We start from the raw sequence: 19,391 nt of genomic DNA, 5'->3' as shown, positions 1-19,391 counted from the left end.
GACTCATGTGTATCAGTGGGGTTCACGGCTGGCTTTTTCAGCCAGGCCAGATACGCCCTCACGCCGTGCCAGCTCTTCGAGCACTTGCTCGGGGCGCAGGCCGTAATGCGTAAGTACGACCAGGCTGTGAAACCATAAATCGGCGGTTTCGCTGATGATGCGGTCCGGCGTATTGTCTTTGGCCGCCATGACCAGCTCAGTGGCTTCTTCGCCGATTTTCTTTAAAAAGGCGTCTGGGCCGCGCGCCAGCAGCTTGGCCGTATACGACGACGACGGATCGCCTCCGTTTGCGGGGAGCCGCGATTCAAGCGTGTCGGCCAGTCGTGCCAGTATGGTGGAGGTATCGCTTACGTTCATTTGTATATGAGATCAGGGTCTTTTAGTACCGGGTCTACCGCAGACCATGCCGTCTCACCAGAGGTATCGTCAAGTCGGCGGAAAAAGCAGCTTTCACGCCCAGTATGGCATGCGATGCCGCCTTGTTGTGTAACCTTGAGCAGAATAACATCGCCGTCGCAATCGAGACGGGTTTCATGTACCTGCTGTACATGGCCTGACTCTTCGCCCTTGCGCCACAGCCGGTTGCGTGAGCGTGACCAGTAGACCGCGCGCCCGGTGGCGACGGTTTCTTGCAGGGCGTCGGCGTTCATCCAGGCCACCATCAAAATGGTGCCTGTATGGGCATCTTGGGCAATGGCTGGAATTAGCCCCTTTTCGTCAAACAGAACGGCTTCCAGCCAGCTGGGTGATGTCTTCATGCGAGTAGTCGTACCTTGATTCCTTGGGCTGCCATAAATTCTTTGGCCTCTCTGACAGTATATTCCCCGTAGTGGAAAATACTGGCCGCAAGCACCGCGCTGGCACGACCTTTGGTTACGCCGTCAGCCAGGTGCTGCAAGGTTCCGACGCCGCCCGATGCAATAACTGGCACAGGTGTTGCGTCAGAAATGGCACGGGTCAGATCAAGATCAAAGCCCGATTTGGTACCGTCACGATCCATGCTGGTGACCAGTAGTTCGCCAGCGCCATAGCTGGCCATTTTGCGGGCCCACTCGATGGCGTCCAGCCCCGTGCCCTTGCGGCCACCGTGGGTGAAGACCTCCCAGCGGGGAGGCTCGCCGGGCGCGCTGACGCGCCGCGCATCAATGGCAACGACTATGCATTGAGACCCATGGTAATTGGCGGCGTCCCGCACGAGTTCAGGGGTGGCAACTGCGGCGCTGTTGATTGACACCTTATCGGCGCCGGCATTGAGCAGACGCTGTATATCGGCAACCTTGCGCACCCCACCCCCAACGGTAAGGGGGATGAATATTTCGCTGGCCACGGCCTCAATAATGGGCAGAATCAGGTCGCGCTCGTCGCTGGTGGCGGTAATGTCGAGAAAGGTGAGCTCATCGGCACCTTGCTCGTTATAGCGCCGGGCTATTTCGACAGGATCGCCGGCATCGACCAGGTTGACGAAATTAATGCCTTTGACTACCCGCCCGGCGGTGACGTCAAGGCACGGTATGATGCGGCGCGTCAGCGCCATGTCTTCGTTAGCAACAGAGCTTGAAGTCATCAGGATCCCATCTCGTCAGCCAGGTCTTGCGCCTGGGTGAAATCAAGCGTGCCTTCGTACAGACTACGCCCCAATATGGCGCCTTCTATGCCTTCGTCTTCGACGGCGCACAACGCCTTGATGTCTTCAAGGTCGGTGACGCCGCCCGAGGCGATAATGGGGATGCTGACATGGCGGGCCAGGTTTACCGTGGCCTCGATGTTTACCCCCGACAGCATGCCATCTCGGCCGATGTCGGTGTACACGATGGCTTCGCAGCCGTAGTCTTCGAACTTGCGCGCAATATCGAACACGTCGTGGCGGGTGAGTTTGCTCCAGCCGTCGGTGGCGATTTTGCCGTCGCGTGCATCAAGACCCACGATGATGTTGCCCGGAAAGGCGCTGCATGCATCGCGCAGAAACCCCGGGTCTTTGATGGCAGCGGTGCCGATAATGACGTAAGACAGGCCGGCATCAAGATAGTGCTCGATAGTGGTCAGATCGCGAATTCCGCCGCCAATCTGTACCGGGATGTCATCAGCAACCGCTTTGACAATAGCCTTGATGGCAGCGCCATTTTTGGGTTTGCCGGCGACGGCGCCGTTTAAATCGACCAGATGCAGACGACGGGCACCCTGATCGAGCCATTGCAAGGCCATGGCGGCAGGGTCTTCAGAGAATACGGTGGCGTTGTTCAGGTCACCCTGGCGCAGGCGCACGCAGTGCCCGTCTTGAAGGTCGATGGCGGGTATGAGTAGCATGATGTTATGGATTCCAGTCTACGAAATTCCGGTACAGCTGCAGGCCGGTGCCCGCACTTTTCTCGGGATGGAACTGTACCGCGAAAATGTTAGCCTTTGCGACAGCGCAGGTAAAGTCCAGACCGTAGTGGCTTACCCCAACGGCAAGCGAAGAATCTGTCGGTTCTGCATAGTAGCTGTGCACAAAATAAAAATGCGTCAGGTCGGGAATGCCCGTCCATAGCGGGTGCTGCCGCGTCTGCTTTACGCGGTTCCAGCCCATATGGGGCACTTTGAGCAACTCTTGCGCATGCGAATAAGGGGCTGGGCTGTCTGTTGCGTGGTTTTGAGCGGCGGCCTGGGCGTTTGCTGTTGCACCAGCCGGTTCGCTGCTGAGGGTGGCATACTGCGGGCCCGTAAAGCGCTTTACCGTTCCGGGAAGCAGCCCCAGGCAGGGCACATTGCCCTCTTCGCTGTGTTCAAACAGCATTTGCTCGCCCACGCATACGCCCAGCAATGGCTTGCTGCGGGCTGCCCGCAGCACAGCCTCACGCAGGCCCGAGGCATCAAGGGTGCGCATGCAGTCAGGCATGGCACCCTGGCCGGGAAACACCACCCGGCTGGCTTGATCGATGGCGGCGGCGTCACGGCAGATGCGTACATCAGCATGCGGCGCAGCTGCCCTCAAGGCGCGCGCCACCGAATGGAAGTTGCCCATGCCGTAATCAACAATGGCGATTGTATTCACGGTAGTCAGCCGTCAGGAGGTTAAAAGGAATGGCTGTGGGCTTTTTAGTGCAAATGCTTTAAAGCACACCTTTGGTCGATGGAATAACACCCACACTGCGAGGATCAAGCTCTGTCGCCATGCGCAGGGCACGACCAAAGGCCTTGAAGACAGTTTCGCATTGATGGTGTGCGTTCTCACCGCGAAGGTTGTCGATGTGCATGGTGACCAGGGCGTGGTTGGAAAAGCCTTGAAAAAACTCACGTGCCAGGTCGACATCAAAACGGCCGATGTGTGAACGGGTGTAGGGTACAAAGTAAAACAGCCCGGGCCGGCCCGAGAAATCGATGACAACGCGCGATAGTGCTTCGTCTAGCGGAACATACGAATGGCCATAGCGACGCATGCCGGCTTTGTCGCCGACGGCGGCGGCAAAGGCCTGGCCCAGCGTAATACCGACGTCTTCAACAGTATGGTGGTCGTCAATATGGGTGTCGCCATCACAATGAATGTCGAGGTCGATCAGGCCATGCCGGGCGATCTGGTCAAGCATGTGGTCGAGAAAGGGCACACCCGTGTTAATGGTTTGGCGGCCAGTGCCATCTAAATTGATGGCCGCGCGTACGCGCGTCTCGTTGGTGTTGCGGGTAATGTCAGCTGTACGCATGTTCAGTGTTCGGAATCAGAGGTTGTCAGGCGGTATTCGGCGCTGGCAGCGTGGGCGTAAAGCCCTTCGCCATGGGCAAGCGTGGATGCAATCGGGCCCAGTAGCTGTGCGCCGTGTTGCGATACCTGGATGAGACTGGATCGTTTCTGAAAATCATAAACGCCCAGTGGCGAAGAAAAACGGGCTGTGCGCGATGTGGGCAGCACGTGGTTGGGGCCGGCGCAGTAGTCGCCCAGTGATTCGGAACTGTAGCGTCCCAGAAAAATGGCGCCGGCATGGCGTATGAGATCTACCCATTGCATGGGGTTTTCGGTTGAAATCTCCAGATGCTCGGGCGCAATGTGATTGGCGATTTCGCAGGCTTCTTCCATACTCTGCGTATGGATCAAGGCACCCCGGTCACCCAGGCTGGTGCGTATGATTTTGGCGCGCGGCATGGTGGGTAGCAGGCGCTCCATGGCAGCCTCGACCTGATCCAGGTAGGCGGCGTCGGGGCACAGCAAAATAGCCTGCGCCAGTTCGTCATGCTCGGCCTGCGAGAACAGGTCCATGGCAACCCAGTCGGGCGGCGTGGTGCCATCGGCAATGATGAGGATCTCGCTGGGCCCGGCGATCATGTCAATGCCCACAACGCCAAATACCCGGCGCTTGGCTGCGGCCACATAGGCGTTGCCCGGCCCTACGATTTTGTCAACGGGCTTAATGGTTGACGTGCCATAGGCCAGTGCCGCCACGGCCTGGGCGCCACCAATGCCCCACACGCGATCGACGCCACCCAGGGCCGCTGCGGCCAGCACAATGGGGTTATGAACCCCATCGGGGGTAGGCGTGACCATAATTACCTCTTGCACGCCCGCGACTTTGGCCGGTATGGCGTTCATGAGCACTGAAGAGGGGTAAGCGGCTTTGCCGCCCGGCACATACAGGCCCACGCGGTCTAGTGGCGTAATTTTTTGCCCCAGCAGGGTGCCGTCTTCGTCGGTGTATGTCCAGGTTTCTGCGCGCTGGCGTTCATGGTAGCTGCGCACACGCTGTGCGGCGCTCTCAAGGGCGCTGCGCTGTGCGGCGGGCAAGGCCGCCAGTGCGGCCTGCCACTCATGGCGCGGGATCTCTAGCGCGGCGACAGAGTCGGCGCTAACGCGGTCAAAGCGTGCGGTGTACTCCAGCACGGCATCGTCGCCTCGTTGAGCGACGTCTTTGAGTATGGCGGCTGTTGCCTGCTCGATCGATTCATCTTGCGATGCGTCGAAGGCCAACAACGTGCGTAGACAGGCGTCGAAGTCGCCTGACTGCGAATTGAGGCGTTTAATCAATGACATGTTGCGAACCGGTAAATTTTATCTATAAGCCTGAGTGTATACCTAAGTGTGTCGACACGGTGGCAGTGGCCATCACAGATGGGTTGCCCGGGGCAGTTTGTTCAGGCGAGGCTGGCCGAAGCACGTGAAAATGCATCCATAAGGGGTTGTAACTCGGCAGAGCGTGTTTTTAGCGAAGCCTGGTTGACGATAAGCCGCGATGAGATTTGCGCAACTTCTTCCACGGCAACCAGATTATTGGCCTTGAGCGTGCCGCCTGTCGATACCAGATCAACAATGGCATCTGCCAGGCCTACCAATGGCGCAAGTTCCATCGAGCCATAAAGCTTGATCAGGTCGACATAGACGCCTTTGGCTGCAAAATGCTCGCGTGCGGCCTGTACATACTTGGTGGCCACGCGTAGCCGTGCGCCCTTGTGGACAGCCGCTTCGTAGTCAAAGCCGCGGCGTACCGCGACGCACAGGCGGCATCGTGCAATATTGAGGTCAACAGGCTGATACAGACCACCAGGGTGCTCGGCCACATGCTCGTGCAGTACGTCTTTGCCGGCGATACCGAAGTCGGCGGCACCGTACTGAACATAGGTGGGCACGTCAGAGGCCCGCACAATAATAAGCTGCAGGTTGTCACTGCTGGTGGGGATAATGAGCTTGCGTGATGTTTCGGGGTTTTCGGTAACCTGGATTCCGGCAGCAGCCAGCAAGGGCATGGTTTCGTCGAAAATACGCCCTTTGGACAGCGCAAGGGTAAGTGGTTTGTCGAGGCTTGCAGGGCTCATGCGGCTTCTCGTTTGAGACGTTGAATATTGGCACCCACGGAGCGCAGCTTTTCTTCCATGCGCTCGTAGCCACGATCAAGATGGTAAATGCGCTCAATGATGGTGTCGCCGCAGGCTGCCAGGCCGGCAATGACCAGGCTGGCGGAAGCGCGCAGGTCAGTGGCCATGACCGTGGTGCCCGACAGTTGCCCTACACCGAGTACGACGGCAGTATGGCCGTCGATGTCGATCTGAGCACCCATGCGGCTTAACTCTTGCACGTGCATGTAGCGGTTTTCAAAGATGTTTTCGACAATAATGGCTGTGCCATCGGCGATGGTGTTGAGCGCCATCAGCTGAGCTTGCATATCGGTAGGAAAGCCCGGATATTCGCTGGTGCGAAAACCGGTTGCGCGTGGCCGTTTGTTCATCATGCCGCGGATCCAGTCATCGCCATGTTCTATGGTCATGCCCGCTTCGATCAGTTTGTCGAGCGTGGCTCCCATGGTCAGGGGGGCAGCATTGCGCAGCATGATCTCACCGCCTGCGGCACCAACGGCGCACAGAAAGGTACCGGCCTCGATGCGGTCAGGCACAACGCTGTGTTCGGCACCATGCAGGCTGTCGACGCCGTCGATAATGATCTGGTCTGTGCCGTGCCCCTTGATGCGTGCGCCCATTTTATTGAGCAACTCGGCAAGATCAACGATTTCAGGCTCGCGTGCGGCGTTTTCGAGCGTGGTGCGCCCTTTTGCCAGCGTGGCGGCCATCATCAGGTTTTCGGTGCCGGTCACGGTAACCATATCGGTACGGATGGAAGCGCCTTGCAGGCGTGTGGCCTTGGCCACTACATAGCCATGCTCAATGCGGATGTCGGCGCCCATGGCCTCCAGCCCCTTGATGTGCTGGTCAACCGGGCGCTGGCCGATGGCGCAGCCACCGGGCAGGCTGACGCGCGCCTCGCCGAAGCGTGCGAGCAGAGGCCCGAGCACCAGAATTGACGCGCGCATGGTCTTGACCAGCTCGTAGGGGGCCTCAAGCTTTTCTACATGGGCCGCGCATAGCTCCATGGCGTTGTCGGCATGGTGTTCAGAACTAACCCCCATCTGCCCCAGCAAGCGTAACGTAGTACCGATGTCGTTAAGATGCGGCACATTGCGCAGTGCAATGGTATCGGCTGTTAGCAGGCTGGCACATAAAATGGGCAGTGCGGCGTTTTTGGCACCTGAGACGGAGATTTCGCCGCTCAGACGGTTGCCGCCAGTGATTAGCAGTTTATCCATTCGGGTTCGCTTTATATTCTTCAGGAGTCAGTGTGCGCATCGACAGGGCATGAATTTCAGCTTTCATGCGGTCACCCAGTGCGGCATACACAATCTGATGACGCGCGATCAGTCGTTTGCCTTCAAACGCGGGGCTGACGATGACGGCGTCAAAGTGTGAACCATCACCGTAAACCTCGAGATGTTCGCATGCCAGGTTGGCAGCGATGTATTCACGGACTTGGTCGGGGGTAGGCAACATGACAATCAATTCCTGAGTTTATAGCCCCTGGCCAGCAGGCGCAGGGCAAAGATACAGAGGGCAACGAAAACCGCTGCCACGACCGCCAGGCTATGCCATGGCGAAACGTCAGATACGGCGAAAAAGCCGTAACGCATTCCGTCAATTGTGTAAAAGACGGGGTTAAATCGTGAAACGGCCTGCCAGAAGGGCGGCAGACTGTGTATGGAGTAAAACACACCCGACAAAAAGGTGGCGGGCATAATAAGAAAGTTTTGGAAGGCGGCTAACTGGTCGAATTTTTCGGACCACAGGCCAGCAACCAGGCCCAGCACAGCCATGATGCCGCACGATAGTATGGCAAAGACCAGCACCCACAGGAAGTTGGCGGCGGGCAGCGGCACAAAAAACAGGGCAACCAGCCAGATACAGGCGCCTACGCACAGGCCACGCGTTACGGCGGCGATAATATAAGCACTGAATATTTCGCGGTGTGACAGGGGTGGCAGCAACACAAACACCAGGTTGCCGGTGATGCGGCTTTGTATCAGTGACGACGAGGGGTTGGCAAACGAGTTTTGCAGCATGCTCATCATCATCAGGCCAGGAATGAGAAACGAGGTATAGGGTACAGAGCCATACACCTGTACGCGCCCTTCAAGTACGTGAGCAAATACCAGCAGGTACAGCAGCGCGGTAACCACTGGTGCTGCAACGGTTTGAAAGCCCACCTTCCAGAAGCGCGACAGTTCTTTGTGAAGCAAGGTTGGAAAGCCTGAGCCCAGGCCCTCTTGTGGTTTTAGCCGCGAATTGGAGCTCATGCCGTTACTCCCAGGTAGTCATCGTCGTGCATGATGCGCACGAATGCATCTTCAAGGTCGGTTCCGCCGACGCGAGCCATTAACGCCTGGGTGGTGTCAAGCGCCACAACGCGGCCCCCTTTGAGCATGGCAATACGCTTGCACAGGGCCTCGGCCTCTTCGAGGTAATGCGTTGTGAGTAAAATGGTATGCCCTTCTTTGTTCAGCCTGGAGATAAATTCCCACAAGGTACGGCGCAGGTCGACGTCGACCCCCGCCGTGGGCTCGTCGAGAATAATGACGGGCGGGCGGTGCACCAGTGCCTGGGCGACCAGCACGCGTCGCTTCATGCCGCCCGATAGTGCCCGCATATTGGTATCGGCCTTGTCGGAAAGCCCCAGGTTGAACAGAATTTCGTCGATCCAGTCGTCATTGTGGCGCAGGCCAAAATAGCCTGACTGAATGCGCAGGGTTTCGCGTACCGTGAAAAACGGGTCGTAAACTATTTCTTGGGGTACGACGCCCAGCGACCGGCGTGATCCGCGAAAGTCATCGATAACGTCATAGCCGCATACGCGCGCATGGCCCTCTGTGGCTCGCGCCAGGCCCGCCAAAATGGATATAAGTGTGGTTTTGCCCGCACCGTTTGGCCCGAGCAGGCCGAAAAATTCACCATGTTCAACGGTAAAGCTGACGTCTCGCAATGCCTGGAAGCCCGCGCTGCGCGGCGCACCCGTTACCCAGTGTTTGAGGGTACGGGGCATGGGGGCATAGGTTTTGCTGATGTGTTCTAGACTGAGGGCTGACATTGGCACACAAAAAAAAGCTCGGCCCACGATGAGCCAAGCCTTGCATTATAGTCGTTGCACATGCCTGTGACCCGGTACGCCCAAACGGCGATGGGTCTTGGCATTGTGCCGGCCACCGTATCGGGGGCCGGGCTGCTTACTGGCTGTTGCTGCGGTTAAGCGCGTCGATCAGGCCGTCGACGCCGTTTTGTGAAATTTGCTGCGCAAACTGATTGCGGTAGTTTTGAATAAGCCAGATGTTTTCTACATTAAGGTCGTAGATTTTCCAGCCTTGAGGTGTTTGTTCGAGCCGGTAGTCAATGGCCACTGCGGGGCCGTTGCGCTGCGAAAGGGTGGAGCGCACAACAACGTCGTCTGCGTTGGGATCGCCTCTGAAAGGCTCCATTTTGATGGCGGACACGTCATCAACGCGCTTGAGTGCGCCGCTGTATGTGCGGATCAGTGTGTTTTTGAACGCGTCGACCAGGCCAGTTTGCTGGTCGGGCGTAGCCTGCCGCCAGTATCGGCCTGCGGCCAGACGCGTGGTTTTCTGAAAGTCGACGTAAGGCAAAATGTACTCATCAACCAGCTGGTTGATGCGCTTGGTATCGCCTGTCTTGGCCTTTTCGTCGTTCTTGATGGCGGCCAGCGCGTTGTCAGCCGCGGCCTGCACGAATTCATTAGGAGCCGCTTTTGGGTTGACGGCTACGCTGGCCCCGGCTTGCCCGGCGAACAGCCCGGCCACGGCAAATACGCTGACAGCCGCCAGGCGGCGCATAAGAGGGTAGGTGTTGAGCGATGAAAAAAATGCTGACATGTGTTCTCCGTTAATTTGCCGGTTTGGCAGGCTGGTCGGCAGGGTCGGAATAATCGGGCAGGTCGTCGTCTGAGTAATCAGGCAGCTTGTCATCTGAATAGTCAGGTGCAGAGATGCCGTTGCGCCGGCTGTTGACCATGGCCTTGCGTCGCTGCAGGTAAGCGTCGCGAATAAAGCTGTAGCGGTCGAGTGCAATTTCGTTGACCAGTTGGTCGGCGTCAAGCAGGTTGGCGCGAGCATCAACAACCTGCAAACCAAGAATGGCATTGCGCACGGGTATGTTGTCAATGGCCAGAATGGCGGTGGTGTTGGATATGTCAGTAACAAAAGACACTGCCGTACCCGTGCCGTCACGCACGGTGCTGGGCCCCAGGAAGGGCAATACGACATAAGGGCCTGCATTGAGCCCCCACACACCCAGTGTCACGCCCAGGTCATTGGGAATGCGTTTGGCGCCGTTCATGGAGGCGACGTCGATACAACCGCCCAAGCCCATGGTCGTGTTGAAAAGAACACGGCCCAGGGTGTTGAAGAAGTCGTGGCCACGTGCTTGCAGAAAGCTGTTGGCAGCTGACCACACATCGCCCAGATTGTTGAACACATTACGGACGCAGTTTTGGGCCGGATTGGGCATAAGCTGGTCATAGCCTATGGCTATGGGCTTGAGCAGGGCACGGTCGACAGTATCGTTAACCTTGAACATGCCACGGTTGTAGCTCTCCCAAGGGTCGTCGGGGTTGGGGTTGCTGACGGTTGCACAGCCGGTCGCCAGCGCGGTCGCGCCAAGCAGGCAGGTTAGCCGCAGAGCGCGTCGTCCGTATGCCGAGGTCTGGTTGTGGGATGTTTTCATTTTATTAATGGCGTAGTGTTGTTGGGTGTCGATCGGTTGATTGTATAGGCTGCTTCGCTTTGCAGCGTCAGCGATTACCCGTCGCCATGCGCAACCGTGTCTGTTTCAGGAACACATCTGCCATAGAGAAAGGCGTTGATTTTACTTGTTGCCTGCCTCGTTTTTGGCGGAGCCTTCGCTACCTGCCGAGCTGTACAAAAACTTACTGATGAGCTCTTCAAGTACCACCGCACTTTGCGTATAGGGGATTTCACTGCCTTGTTTCAGCATTTTATCTTCTCCGCCCGGGGTTAGCCCGATATATTGCTCGCCGAGCAGCCCCGAAGTAAGTATGGAGGCGGAGCTGTCGCTGGGGAAATGATAAGGTTCTTCAAGGTCGAGGGTAACCTTGGCCTGAAAACGTTTGTTGTCAAAAGCAATGTCAGAGACCCGGCCCACCACCACGCCGCTGATCTTGACGGGTGCACGTACCTTGAGGCCGCCAAGGTTGTCAAAATACCCGTGTACGGCATACGTAGACCTGGTAAACGAGAACGAGCTCATGTTGCCAGCCTGCAAGGCCATAAATGCCAGGGCAATAATGCCTAGCAACACAAACAGCCCTACGAGAAAATCGGTTTTTTCACGCTTCATGGTTGATCCGTTATTCGTTAATTGCTGAACATCAGCGCGGTCAGGATAAAGTCTAGCCCCAGCACAGCCAGCGAGCCGCTGACAACCGTACGGGTAGTGGCACGCGAAACGCCCTCGGGGGTTGGCTTGGCTGTCCAGCCCGCATACAGGGCGATGAGCGTTACGGCCACGCCGAACACCACACTTTTGATGACACCGTTGAGTATGTCATTGAAAATATCAACGCCATTTTGCATTTGCGACCAGAATGCGCCGGGGTCTACGCCTATAAGCTGTACCCCTACAACCCAGCCACCTAAAATACCAACCATGGAAAACACCGCAGCCAGTACCGGCAAGGCGATGACGCCAGCCCAGAATCGGGGCACAAGCACGCGGCGTATTGGGTCTACCGCCATAACCTCCATGGCGGCCAGTTGCTCGCCGGCTTTCATAAGGCCGATCTCGGCCGTGAGCGACGTGCCGGCGCGACCGGCAAACAACAGGGCGGTTACGACGGGCCCCAGTTCGCGGGTAAGCGAAAGCGCCACCAGCAAGCCCAGTGCTTCTTCGGAACCATAACGATTGAGGGTGTAATAGCCTTGCAGCCCAAGTACAAAGCCGACAAATAGCCCGGATACGGCAATAATAAGCAGCGAATGGTTGCCGATAAAATGGATTTGCTGTGTTAGCAGGCGCGGACGGCGCAGCACAATACCGCTGCGGACCAGAATAGCGCCCCCCAGCCGCATGAAGGCACCCAAGCCGGTAAGGCCATTGCGCACCCGGGCGCCCAGCCTGGTAATGGAGTTGACAGGAGATGTCATGAGCGTCCTGTGTGTTCGCCCAGCCATTTTTTGAAGGCGGGCGTCGTGGGGTAGTTGAACGCAATGGGGCCGTCGGGCTTGCCATCAAGAAACTGGCGTACAAAAGCGTCTTGCGAGCCAGACAGTTGCTGCGGCGTGCCGCTGGCAATGAGCTTGCCCTGACCCACCATATAAACCTGATCGGCAATGGCGAATGATTCTGCCACATCATGAGTGATAAGCACCGACGCGCATTGCAGGCGATCAGTAAGATTGCGTATGAGTTGCGCGGTTACGCCCAGCGATATGGGGTCAAGGCCTGCGAAGGGCTCGTCATACAGCAGCAGCTCGGGTTCAAGTACCACCGCGCGCGCCAGCGCGACCCGTCTAGCCATGCCGCCCGAGATTTCGGAGATATTAAGGTGGGCAGCGGTTCGCAGACCGACGGCCTCGAGCTTGTCGAGCACACGTTCGGTGATCTGGCCTTCTGAGACCTGGGTGTGTTCGCGCAAAGGAAACGCCACGTTCTCGAAAACGTTAAGGTCGGTGAACAAGGCGCCTTGCTGGAACAGCACGCCCATGCGCTGACGCGTCTGGCGCAGGCGCTCGCCGGTCAGGCTGGCAATGCTTTGCCCGAACACATCAATAGTGCCCTGTTGGGGTGTGATTTGTGCGGTGATGGCACGCAATAGCGTTGTTTTGCCAGAGCCAGAGCCACCCATCATGGCAACTACCTGACCACGGCGCACTTCGAGATCTATGCCTTGTACAACAGTGAAGTCTCCGTAGCCCAGGGAGACGCCGGTAAACTTCACGAGAGAGTCGGTGACAGGCTGGGTGTCCATATGCCGGGAAATCCTAGGGTAAGCCGTGCATTGTATCCTTTCACGCTCGATTAGCTAGCGGGGAAGTACGCTGCTACCCATCAAGAACTCGTCTACCGAGCGGGCGCACTGCCTGCCTTCGCGTATGGCCCACACGACTAAAGACTGTCCGCGGCGAATGTCTCCGGCTGCAAACACCTTGTTGGCGCTGCAGTGGTAGTCATCCGTGTTGGCCCGTGCGTTGCCCCGCGCATCAATGTCAATGCCGAAGGCGTCCAGCACCTGCTTTACCGGTGACACAAAACCCATGGCCAAAAGAACGAGATCTGCCTGCAGCTCGAATTGCGAGCCCTCGACCTCACGCATCTTGAGCTGGCCGGTTACTTTGTCGCAATACCACTCTACACGGCATGCAATCAGCTTCTGTATCTGGCCTTTCGTGCCCTCGAATGATTTGGTCATGACCGCCCAGTCACGTTCGCAGCCTTCTACGTGAGAAGACGAGGTGCGCAGTTTGGCGGGCCAGTAGGGCCAGGTAAGGGCTTTGTTCTCGACATCGGGCAGGCGTGACATGAGCTCGAACTGTGTAACGGAAGCAGCGCCCTGTCGGTTGCTGGTGCCGACGCAGTCTGAACCCGTATCACCACCGCCGATCACAATGACATGTTTGCCTTTGGCCGTGAGCTGGCTGGCCAGTCGGTCGCCATTGCTGGCCTTGTTCTGCTGGGTGAGAAAATCCATGGCGAAATGCACGCCTGACAACTCGCGCCCCGGTACGGGTAGATCACGGGGTGTTTCGGCGCCGCCCGCCAGCACGATGGCGTCGAATTCTTCATGCAGCGAGGCGGCGGTGCGGACGGTGAGCCCATCAGAGGCGTGTTTGGCCTCGCCCACATACGTGGAAGGGCAGAACGTGACGCCCTCGGCTTCCATCTGCGCCAACCTGCGGTCAATGTGGGATTTTTCCAGCTTGAAATCAGGAATGCCGTAACGCAACAGGCCTCCGACACGGTTGCTTTTCTCGAACACGGTCACGGCGTGACCAGCGCGTGCCAGTTGCTGTGCGCAGGCCAGACCAGACGGGCCGGAACCTACCACGGCGACTTTTTTGCCCGTTTTGCGGCGTGGGGGCCGGGGGATCACCCAGCCTTGCTGCCACCCCTTGTCGATGATGGCGTGCTCAATTGATTTAATGCCGACCGCATCACTGTTGATGTTGAGCGTACAGGCGGTTTCGCAGGGAGCGGGGCACACCCGGCCGGTAAATTCGGGGAAATTGTTGGTGGAATGCAGCACAGCCAGTGCCTGCTGCCAGTCTTGCCGGTAAACCAGGTCATTCCAGTCGGGGATGATGTTGTTAACCGGGCAGCCGTTGCTGCAAAAAGGTATGCCGCAGTCCATGCAGCGCGCCCCTTGTTGTTTGGCCTCGCTGTCGGTCAGCGGGGCGACGAATTCGCGCCAGTGCTTGAGGCGGGCTTTGGGCGCCTCATAGCTCTCGCTGACGCGTTCAAATTCCATAAAACCGGTGATTTTGCCCATGTTCTTGTCCTCAGGCAGCAATTTGTTGTGAATGGTTTGCGCGCCACAGCTCGCCAAGTGCGCGTCGGTACTCGACAGGCATCACTTTGACGAAGGTGGCCCGGGCGGCGTTCCAGTTGCCCAGAATGTCACGCGCACGGAAGCTTCCGGTGTGGCGGTAGTGGTTTTCAATGAGGGCGCGCAAAATGGCTTCGTCGGTTTCGGGCTCCCTGCCGCGTACGCGGCTGTGCCATGTGGCCATGTTGTCTTCCTCGCGCTGCTGCTCTTCAGAAACAACCCGTTCGAGCTCCACCATGGACAGATTGCAGTGATGCTTGAAGGTATTGTCTGGGTCCCAGACATACGCCACGCCGCCCGACATGCCGGCAGCAAAATTGCGACCTGTGGCGCCCAGTACCACCACAGTACCGCCTGTCATGTATTCGCAGCCGTGATCGCCGGTGCCTTCGACGACAGTCACTGCGCCCGAATTGCGTACCGCAAAGCGTTCGCCTGCCACGCCGCTGAAGTAGGCTTCTCCGGACAGGGCACCGTAGAGTGCCGTGTTGCCGATGATGATGTGGTCTGGGCCATAGCCGCGGAAGTCATTGGGAGAGCGCACAATAATGCGCCCACCCGACAGGCCTTTGCCGACATAGTCATTGGCTTCACCCACGAGGTCGAGCGTGATGCCGTGGGCAAGAAAGGCTGCAAAGCTCTGGCCGGCCGACCCGTTGCACTGAATGTGTATGGTGTCGTCAGGCAAGCCCTGATGGCCGTATCGGGTCGCAATGGCGCCAGACAGCATGGCCCCGATGGTGCGGTTGCGGTTGCGCACCGGGGTAATAAACGACACGTTTTCACCATGATCGATGGCGGGTCTGCAGCGTTCGATTAACTGATGATCAAGGGCGTGGGTCAGGCCATGATCTTGGGTGGCGGTCTGACGTCGGTCGTCGGCGGAATCGACCGCGTGAAAGATACGGCTAAAGTCTAGCCCGCGCGCCTTCCAGTGCTCGATACCCTGGCGGGTGTCCAGCAGATCAGTACGGCCTATCAGGTCATCAAAGCGGCGGATGCCCAGTTGCGCCATGATTTCACGCACTTCTTCGGCCACAAAGAAGAAAAAGTTGACCACGTATTCAGGCTTGCCCTGAAATTTCTTTCGCAGCACGGGGTCTTGGGTGGCTACCCCGACCGGGCAGGTGTTCAGATGGCATTTGCGCATCATGATGCAGCCTTCCACGACCAGTGGCGCGGTGGCAAAGCCAACCTCATCGGCACCCAGCAGCGCTGCGATAACCACATCGCGGCCGGTTTTCATCTGGCCGTCGGCCTGTACGCGTATGCGGCTGCGCAGGTTGTTGAGCAACAAGGTTTGTTGGGCCTCGGCCAGGCCGAGCTCCCATGGCGTACCGGCGTGCTTGATGGATGAAACGGGCGAGGCGCCTGTACCACCGTCATGGCCGGCAATAACCACATGATCGGCCTTGGCTTTGGCCACGCCGGTTGCAACCGTGCCCACACCCACTTCGGACACCAGCTTGACCGAAATGGACGCCTTGGGGTTGACGTTTTTCAGGTCATGAATGAGTTGCGCCAGATCCTCGATGGAGTAGATGTCATGATGCGGTGGGGGCGAAATCAGGCCCACGCCCGGCACCGAGTAGCGCAGCTTGGCAATGTATTCGGACACTTTGTGACCGGGAAGCTGGCCACCTTCGCCGGGTTTGGCGCCTTGCGCCATTTTGATCTGGATCTGGTCGGCACTGCTCAGGTATTCGGCCGACACGCCAAAACGCCCCGATGCAACCTGCTTGATGCGCGATCGCAGTGAATCGCCCTCGGCCAGGGGGATGTCTGCCTCGATGCGGTCGGCACCCAGCACTTTGGCCAGGGTGTCGCCTTTGCGTACGGTGGGTTTGCCGGTGCGCAATTCATCACGATAGCGCAGCTCGTCTTCGCCACCCTCGCCGGTATTGGATTTACCACCGATCCGGTTCATGGCCACGGCCAGCACGGTATGTGCTTCGGTGGAAATCGAGCCCAGTGACATCGCACCGGTAGCGAAGCGCTTGACGATTTCGCTGGCAGGTTCGACTTCGCTGAGCGCAATGGCTTGCGTCGGGTCTACCTGGAACGCAAACAGCCCGCGCAAGGTCATGTGACGGCGTGATTGATCATTGATGAGTTGTGCGTATTCTTTATAAGTGCTGTAGCTGTTGGCGCGGGTGGAGTGCTGCAGCTTGGCGATGGAGTCGGGCGTCCACATATGGGCTTCTCCGCGCACGCGCCAGGCATAGTCGCCGCCTGTGTCTAGGGCATGTTCCAGCACAGGGTCGTCGCCGAATGCGGTTTTATGTGTTGCCAACGCCTCTTCGGCAACCTGGAAAATGCCGATGCCTTCAATGTTGCTGGGCGTACCGGTAAAGTACTTATTGATCAGGCTTGAGTTCAGACCCACGGCCTCGAAAATTTGCGCACCGGTATACGACATATATGTCGAAATGCCCATTTTCGACATGACCTTGTTCAGACCCTTGCCGATGGCCTTGATGTAATTGCTAATGGCTTTGTCAGGTTGAGGCAGGTTAGAAAGTGATTCAAGCGCCAGGTAGGGGTGTACCGCTTCGGCCCCGTAACCGCCCAGCAGCGCGAAGTGGTGTACTTCGCGGGCCGACCCGGTTTCCACCACCAGGCCGCCGCGTGTGCGCAGCCCTGCACGGATCAGATGCAGGTGTATGGCCGAAGTGGCCAGCAGTGCGGGTATGGCCACATGATCGGCATCCACATTACGGTCAGTGATGATCAGGATGTTGTAGCCACTGCGTACGGCGTCGGCAGCCTGAGAGCATAGCGCCGCAATACAGGCTTCTATGCCCTCGGGGCCCCAGCATACGGGGTAGGTAATATCGAGTTCAAAACTGCGAAATTTGTCAGACGTTATTTTTGCGATATGACGAATCTGCGCCATGGCACCAAAGTCGAGCACCGGCTGAGACATCTCTATGCGCATTGGCGGGTTGACGTTGTTGATGTCCAGCAAATTGGGCTTGGGCCCAATAAACGACACCAGTGACATCACCATTTGTTCGCGTATGGAGTCTATGGGCGGGTTGGTGACCTGGGCAAAAAGCTGGCGAAAGTAGTTGTAAAAAGGTTTGGCCTTGTCAGAAAGCACGGCCATGGGCGCGTCGTTGCCCATAGACCCAATGGCTTCTTCGCCATTGGTGGCCATGGGCTGCAGCACGAATTTGAAATCTTCTTCAGTCCAGCCGAATGCCTGCTGGCGGTCGAGCAGCGCTACCTGTTTGCGGGGTGGCTCGTCCAGATGGTGCGAAGGCAGCGATTCGAGCTTTAAGCGCAGGCGTTCAATCCATTGCCTGTACGGGCGCTCATTGGCCAGTTGCGACTTGATCTCGGCGTCATCAATAATGCGCGCCTGCTCCAGATCGATAAGAAACATTTTGCCCGGCTGCAAACGCCATTTTTTTACAATGCGGTGTTCGGGTATTTGCAGTGTGCCGGCTTCAGACGCCAGAACAACCATGTCATCGTCAGTGATCAGATAGCGGGCGGGGCGCAGGCCGTTGCGGTCAAGCGTGGCGCCGATCTGGCGGCCATCGGTAAAGACGACGGCGGCCGGGCCATCCCAGGGCTCCATCATGGCAGCATGGTATTCATAAAATGCACGCCGGGTTTCGTCCATGGTGGTGTGCTGTTCCCAGGCTTCGGGGATCATCATCATCATGGCGTGAGCCAGTGAGTACCCAGACATTACCAACAGCTCAAGGCAGTTGTCGAAGGTGGCAGTGTCTGATTGCCCTTCGTAGACGATGGGGTAGAGCTTGGCCAGGTCTTCGCCCAGTACGGCCGAGTGCATTGCGCCCTCACGGGCGCGCAGCCAGTTGAAATTGCCCTTGACGGTGTTGATCTCGCCATTGTGGGCGATCATGCGGTAGGGGTGGGCCAGCGGCCAGGCAGGGAAGGTGTTGGTGGAAAACCGCTGGTGTACCAGGGCCAGGGCCGAGATGGCGCGGCTATCGGCCAGATCACGGTAGTAGCAGCCAACCTGGTTGGCGAGCAGCAGGCCTTTGTAGACCACCGTGCGTACCGAGATAGAAGGTACGAAATACTCTTGGCCATGGGCCAGTTGCATGCGCTGTATGGCATGGCTGGCTGTTTTGCGGATGACATACAGTTTACGCTCAAGTGCGTCGGGCACCATGATGTCGGGCCCGCGGCCTATGAAAAGCTGCCGTATAACCGGTGCACAGGCCCGTACCGTGGGCGACATGGGCATGTCGTGATCAACAGGCACGTCGCGCCAGCCCAGTACAACTTGCCCTTCGTCGCGCACGGCGCGTTCGAGCTCTAGCTGACAGGCCAGGCGGGAAGCCGTTTCTTTGGGCAGAAAAACCATGGCCACGCCATACTCGTCGGGCGGTGGAAGGTGTACGCCCTGTGTAGCGAGGTCTTCACGATAAAGCGCGTCAGGAATTTGTATAAGAATGCCGGCCCCATCGCCCATGAGCTCATCAGCGCCTACGGCCCCGCGGTGATCGAGGTTTTCAAGGATTTTCAGGCCTTGCTGAATGACAGCGTGGCTTTTGCCACCTTTGATATGGGCGACAAAGCCTACGCCACAGGCGTCGTGCTCGTTACTGGGGTGGTAAAGGCCCTGGGCCTCTGGAGCCCGCGTGCGAGGGGGCTGATCAGAGGGCGGACAGGGCTGGGGGTGGGCGCTGTGGATGGCGACGTCTGTCATGGCGGGCTCGTGTGAAAAAAGCGTAAGCAAGAATAGAAAAATAGCGCTCACAGGCCCGATGCGCAAGAGGAAAATATAAGGGTATGACCCTAATTTTAATTAAGTGGTCTTTTATTTTTTATAAATCGGGACGCATTCAAGATATTGATATTACGTAAAGATAAACATGTCCCTATTGCCGTAAGACGATATTTCGCTACAAAGACATGGCAGTTTTTCTTCGCGGAAATTCGTCATTGTTGTTGCGTGGCAGCATTTTTGACGCGTGGGCAGCAAGCCTTAATGACGCGTCAGGGCTATTCGGGCAGCTTTAAAGGTGGGCCACAAGGCCATGCAGGACGCTCTAGGGCC

At 57.8% G+C, this 19,391-nt stretch carries 19 protein-coding genes; all 19 read right to left on the bottom strand.

Annotation, left to right across the window (positions count from 1 at the left end):
* Positions 1-12: 12 nt before the first annotated feature.
* The 19 genes from FQ179_RS20665 to FQ179_RS20575 all read right to left on the bottom strand — a co-directional run bounded on the left by FQ179_RS20665 (position 13) and on the right by FQ179_RS20575 (position 19,040).
* Positions 13-357: a phosphoribosyl-ATP diphosphatase gene (locus FQ179_RS20665; RefSeq protein WP_149399319.1), complete on the bottom strand. Its 345-nt coding sequence runs from the start codon at positions 355-357 to the stop codon at positions 13-15.
* The gene (hisI, locus tag FQ179_RS20660) at positions 354-758 is read right to left on the bottom strand and encodes a phosphoribosyl-AMP cyclohydrolase (protein ID WP_149399317.1); all 405 of its coding nucleotides are present in this window, start codon (positions 756-758) and stop codon (positions 354-356) included. The genes FQ179_RS20665 and hisI overlap by 4 nt, the downstream gene beginning before the upstream one ends.
* On the bottom strand, positions 755-1,564 hold the full coding sequence (gene hisF, locus FQ179_RS20655; protein WP_149399315.1) for an imidazole glycerol phosphate synthase subunit HisF: 810 nt from the start codon (positions 1,562-1,564) through the stop codon (positions 755-757). The genes hisI and hisF overlap by 4 nt, the downstream gene beginning before the upstream one ends.
* A complete protein-coding gene (hisA, locus tag FQ179_RS20650; protein ID WP_149399313.1) occupies positions 1,564-2,304 on the bottom strand; it encodes a 1-(5-phosphoribosyl)-5-[(5-phosphoribosylamino)methylideneamino]imidazole-4-carboxamide isomerase in 741 nt (246 codons plus the stop codon). Before hisA ends, hisF begins: the two co-directional genes overlap by 1 nt.
* 4 nt (positions 2,305-2,308) lie before the next feature.
* Positions 2,309-3,031, bottom strand: coding sequence for an imidazole glycerol phosphate synthase subunit HisH (gene hisH, locus FQ179_RS20645; RefSeq protein ID WP_149399311.1), 723 nt, complete (start codon positions 3,029-3,031; stop codon positions 2,309-2,311).
* A gap of 58 nt (positions 3,032-3,089) precedes the next feature.
* Positions 3,090-3,677, bottom strand: coding sequence for an imidazoleglycerol-phosphate dehydratase HisB (gene hisB, locus FQ179_RS20640; RefSeq protein WP_149399309.1), 588 nt, complete (start codon positions 3,675-3,677; stop codon positions 3,090-3,092).
* A 2-nt stretch (positions 3,678-3,679) separates the two neighbouring features.
* Entirely contained in the window at positions 3,680-4,996 is a 1,317-nt protein-coding gene (gene hisD, locus FQ179_RS20635; RefSeq protein WP_149399308.1) for a histidinol dehydrogenase, read from the bottom strand.
* A gap of 101 nt (positions 4,997-5,097) precedes the next feature.
* Positions 5,098-5,775 (bottom strand): ATP phosphoribosyltransferase, encoded by a 678-nt coding sequence (hisG, locus tag FQ179_RS20630; protein WP_149399306.1) that lies wholly within the window; start codon positions 5,773-5,775, stop codon positions 5,098-5,100.
* Positions 5,772-7,037, bottom strand: coding sequence for a UDP-N-acetylglucosamine 1-carboxyvinyltransferase (murA, locus tag FQ179_RS20625; RefSeq protein ID WP_149399304.1), 1,266 nt, complete (start codon positions 7,035-7,037; stop codon positions 5,772-5,774). Before murA ends, hisG begins: the two co-directional genes overlap by 4 nt.
* On the bottom strand, positions 7,030-7,278 hold the full coding sequence (locus tag FQ179_RS20620) for a BolA family protein (protein ID WP_170976982.1): 249 nt from the start codon (positions 7,276-7,278) through the stop codon (positions 7,030-7,032). Before FQ179_RS20620 ends, murA begins: the two co-directional genes overlap by 8 nt.
* A 5-nt stretch (positions 7,279-7,283) precedes the next feature.
* Positions 7,284-8,078, bottom strand: coding sequence for an ABC transporter permease (locus FQ179_RS20615; RefSeq protein WP_149399302.1), 795 nt, complete (start codon positions 8,076-8,078; stop codon positions 7,284-7,286).
* Entirely contained in the window at positions 8,075-8,866 is a 792-nt protein-coding gene (locus tag FQ179_RS20610) for an ABC transporter ATP-binding protein (RefSeq protein ID WP_149399300.1), read from the bottom strand. Before FQ179_RS20610 ends, FQ179_RS20615 begins: the two co-directional genes overlap by 4 nt.
* A gap of 136 nt (positions 8,867-9,002) precedes the next feature.
* Complete coding sequence (locus tag FQ179_RS20605) at positions 9,003-9,623, bottom strand: phospholipid-binding protein MlaC (RefSeq protein WP_149399497.1); 621 nt, start codon at positions 9,621-9,623, stop codon at positions 9,003-9,005.
* 49 nt (positions 9,624-9,672) lie between these two features.
* Positions 9,673-10,512 carry a VacJ family lipoprotein gene (locus FQ179_RS20600; RefSeq protein WP_149399298.1) on the bottom strand — a complete coding sequence of 280 codons (840 nt, stop codon included), beginning with the start codon at positions 10,510-10,512 and terminating at the stop codon, positions 9,673-9,675.
* A 141-nt stretch (positions 10,513-10,653) separates the two neighbouring features.
* Positions 10,654-11,145 carry an outer membrane lipid asymmetry maintenance protein MlaD gene (gene mlaD / locus FQ179_RS20595; protein ID WP_149399296.1) on the bottom strand — a complete coding sequence of 164 codons (492 nt, stop codon included), beginning with the start codon at positions 11,143-11,145 and terminating at the stop codon, positions 10,654-10,656.
* Positions 11,146-11,162: 17 nt separating this feature from the next.
* Positions 11,163-11,951 (bottom strand): lipid asymmetry maintenance ABC transporter permease subunit MlaE, encoded by a 789-nt coding sequence (mlaE, locus tag FQ179_RS20590; RefSeq protein WP_149399294.1) that lies wholly within the window; start codon positions 11,949-11,951, stop codon positions 11,163-11,165.
* Positions 11,948-12,775: an ABC transporter ATP-binding protein gene (locus tag FQ179_RS20585; protein WP_149399292.1), complete on the bottom strand. Its 828-nt coding sequence runs from the start codon at positions 12,773-12,775 to the stop codon at positions 11,948-11,950. Before FQ179_RS20585 ends, mlaE begins: the two co-directional genes overlap by 4 nt.
* A gap of 54 nt (positions 12,776-12,829) precedes the next feature.
* Positions 12,830-14,293, bottom strand: coding sequence for a glutamate synthase subunit beta (locus FQ179_RS20580; RefSeq protein ID WP_149399290.1), 1,464 nt, complete (start codon positions 14,291-14,293; stop codon positions 12,830-12,832).
* 10 nt (positions 14,294-14,303) lie between these two features.
* Positions 14,304-19,040 carry a glutamate synthase-related protein gene (locus FQ179_RS20575; protein ID WP_149399288.1) on the bottom strand — a complete coding sequence of 1,579 codons (4,737 nt, stop codon included), beginning with the start codon at positions 19,038-19,040 and terminating at the stop codon, positions 14,304-14,306.
* Positions 19,041-19,391: the final 351 nt, after the last annotated feature.

Origin of the sequence: Pusillimonas sp. ANT_WB101 (genome assembly GCF_008369125.1) — a bacterium.
Taxonomy (GTDB): Bacteria; Pseudomonadota; Gammaproteobacteria; order Burkholderiales; family Burkholderiaceae_B; genus Allopusillimonas.
Note: the sequence above shows the minus strand (reverse complement) of the source record. Positions and strands in the feature narration are given on the sequence as shown.

Coding starts and splice junctions, on each gene's coding strand:
- FQ179_RS20665 (WP_149399319.1), bottom strand. CDS start 357: ATGAACGTAAGCGATACCTCCACCATACTGGCACGACTGGCCGACACG.
- hisI (WP_149399317.1), bottom strand. CDS start 758: ATGAAGACATCACCCAGCTGGCTGGAAGCCGTTCTGTTTGACGAAAAG.
- hisF (WP_149399315.1), bottom strand. CDS start 1,564: ATGACTTCAAGCTCTGTTGCTAACGAAGACATGGCGCTGACGCGCCGC.
- hisA (WP_149399313.1), bottom strand. CDS start 2,304: ATGCTACTCATACCCGCCATCGACCTTCAAGACGGGCACTGCGTGCGC.
- hisB (WP_149399309.1), bottom strand. CDS start 3,677: ATGCGTACAGCTGACATTACCCGCAACACCAACGAGACGCGCGTACGC.
- hisD (WP_149399308.1), bottom strand. CDS start 4,996: ATGTCATTGATTAAACGCCTCAATTCGCAGTCAGGCGACTTCGACGCC.
- hisG (WP_149399306.1), bottom strand. CDS start 5,775: ATGAGCCCTGCAAGCCTCGACAAACCACTTACCCTTGCGCTGTCCAAA.
- murA (WP_149399304.1), bottom strand. CDS start 7,037: ATGGATAAACTGCTAATCACTGGCGGCAACCGTCTGAGCGGCGAAATC.
- FQ179_RS20620 (WP_170976982.1), bottom strand. CDS start 7,278: ATGTTGCCTACCCCCGACCAAGTCCGTGAATACATCGCTGCCAACCTG.
- FQ179_RS20615 (WP_149399302.1), bottom strand. CDS start 8,078: ATGAGCTCCAATTCGCGGCTAAAACCACAAGAGGGCCTGGGCTCAGGC.
- FQ179_RS20610 (WP_149399300.1), bottom strand. CDS start 8,866: ATGTCAGCCCTCAGTCTAGAACACATCAGCAAAACCTATGCCCCCATG.
- FQ179_RS20605 (WP_149399497.1), bottom strand. CDS start 9,623: ATGCGCCGCCTGGCGGCTGTCAGCGTATTTGCCGTGGCCGGGCTGTTC.
- FQ179_RS20600 (WP_149399298.1), bottom strand. CDS start 10,512: ATGAAAACATCCCACAACCAGACCTCGGCATACGGACGACGCGCTCTG.
- mlaD (WP_149399296.1), bottom strand. CDS start 11,145: ATGAAGCGTGAAAAAACCGATTTTCTCGTAGGGCTGTTTGTGTTGCTA.
- mlaE (WP_149399294.1), bottom strand. CDS start 11,951: ATGACATCTCCTGTCAACTCCATTACCAGGCTGGGCGCCCGGGTGCGC.
- FQ179_RS20585 (WP_149399292.1), bottom strand. CDS start 12,775: ATGGACACCCAGCCTGTCACCGACTCTCTCGTGAAGTTTACCGGCGTC.
- FQ179_RS20580 (WP_149399290.1), bottom strand. CDS start 14,293: ATGGGCAAAATCACCGGTTTTATGGAATTTGAACGCGTCAGCGAGAGC.
- FQ179_RS20575 (WP_149399288.1), bottom strand. CDS start 19,040: ATGACAGACGTCGCCATCCACAGCGCCCACCCCCAGCCCTGTCCGCCC.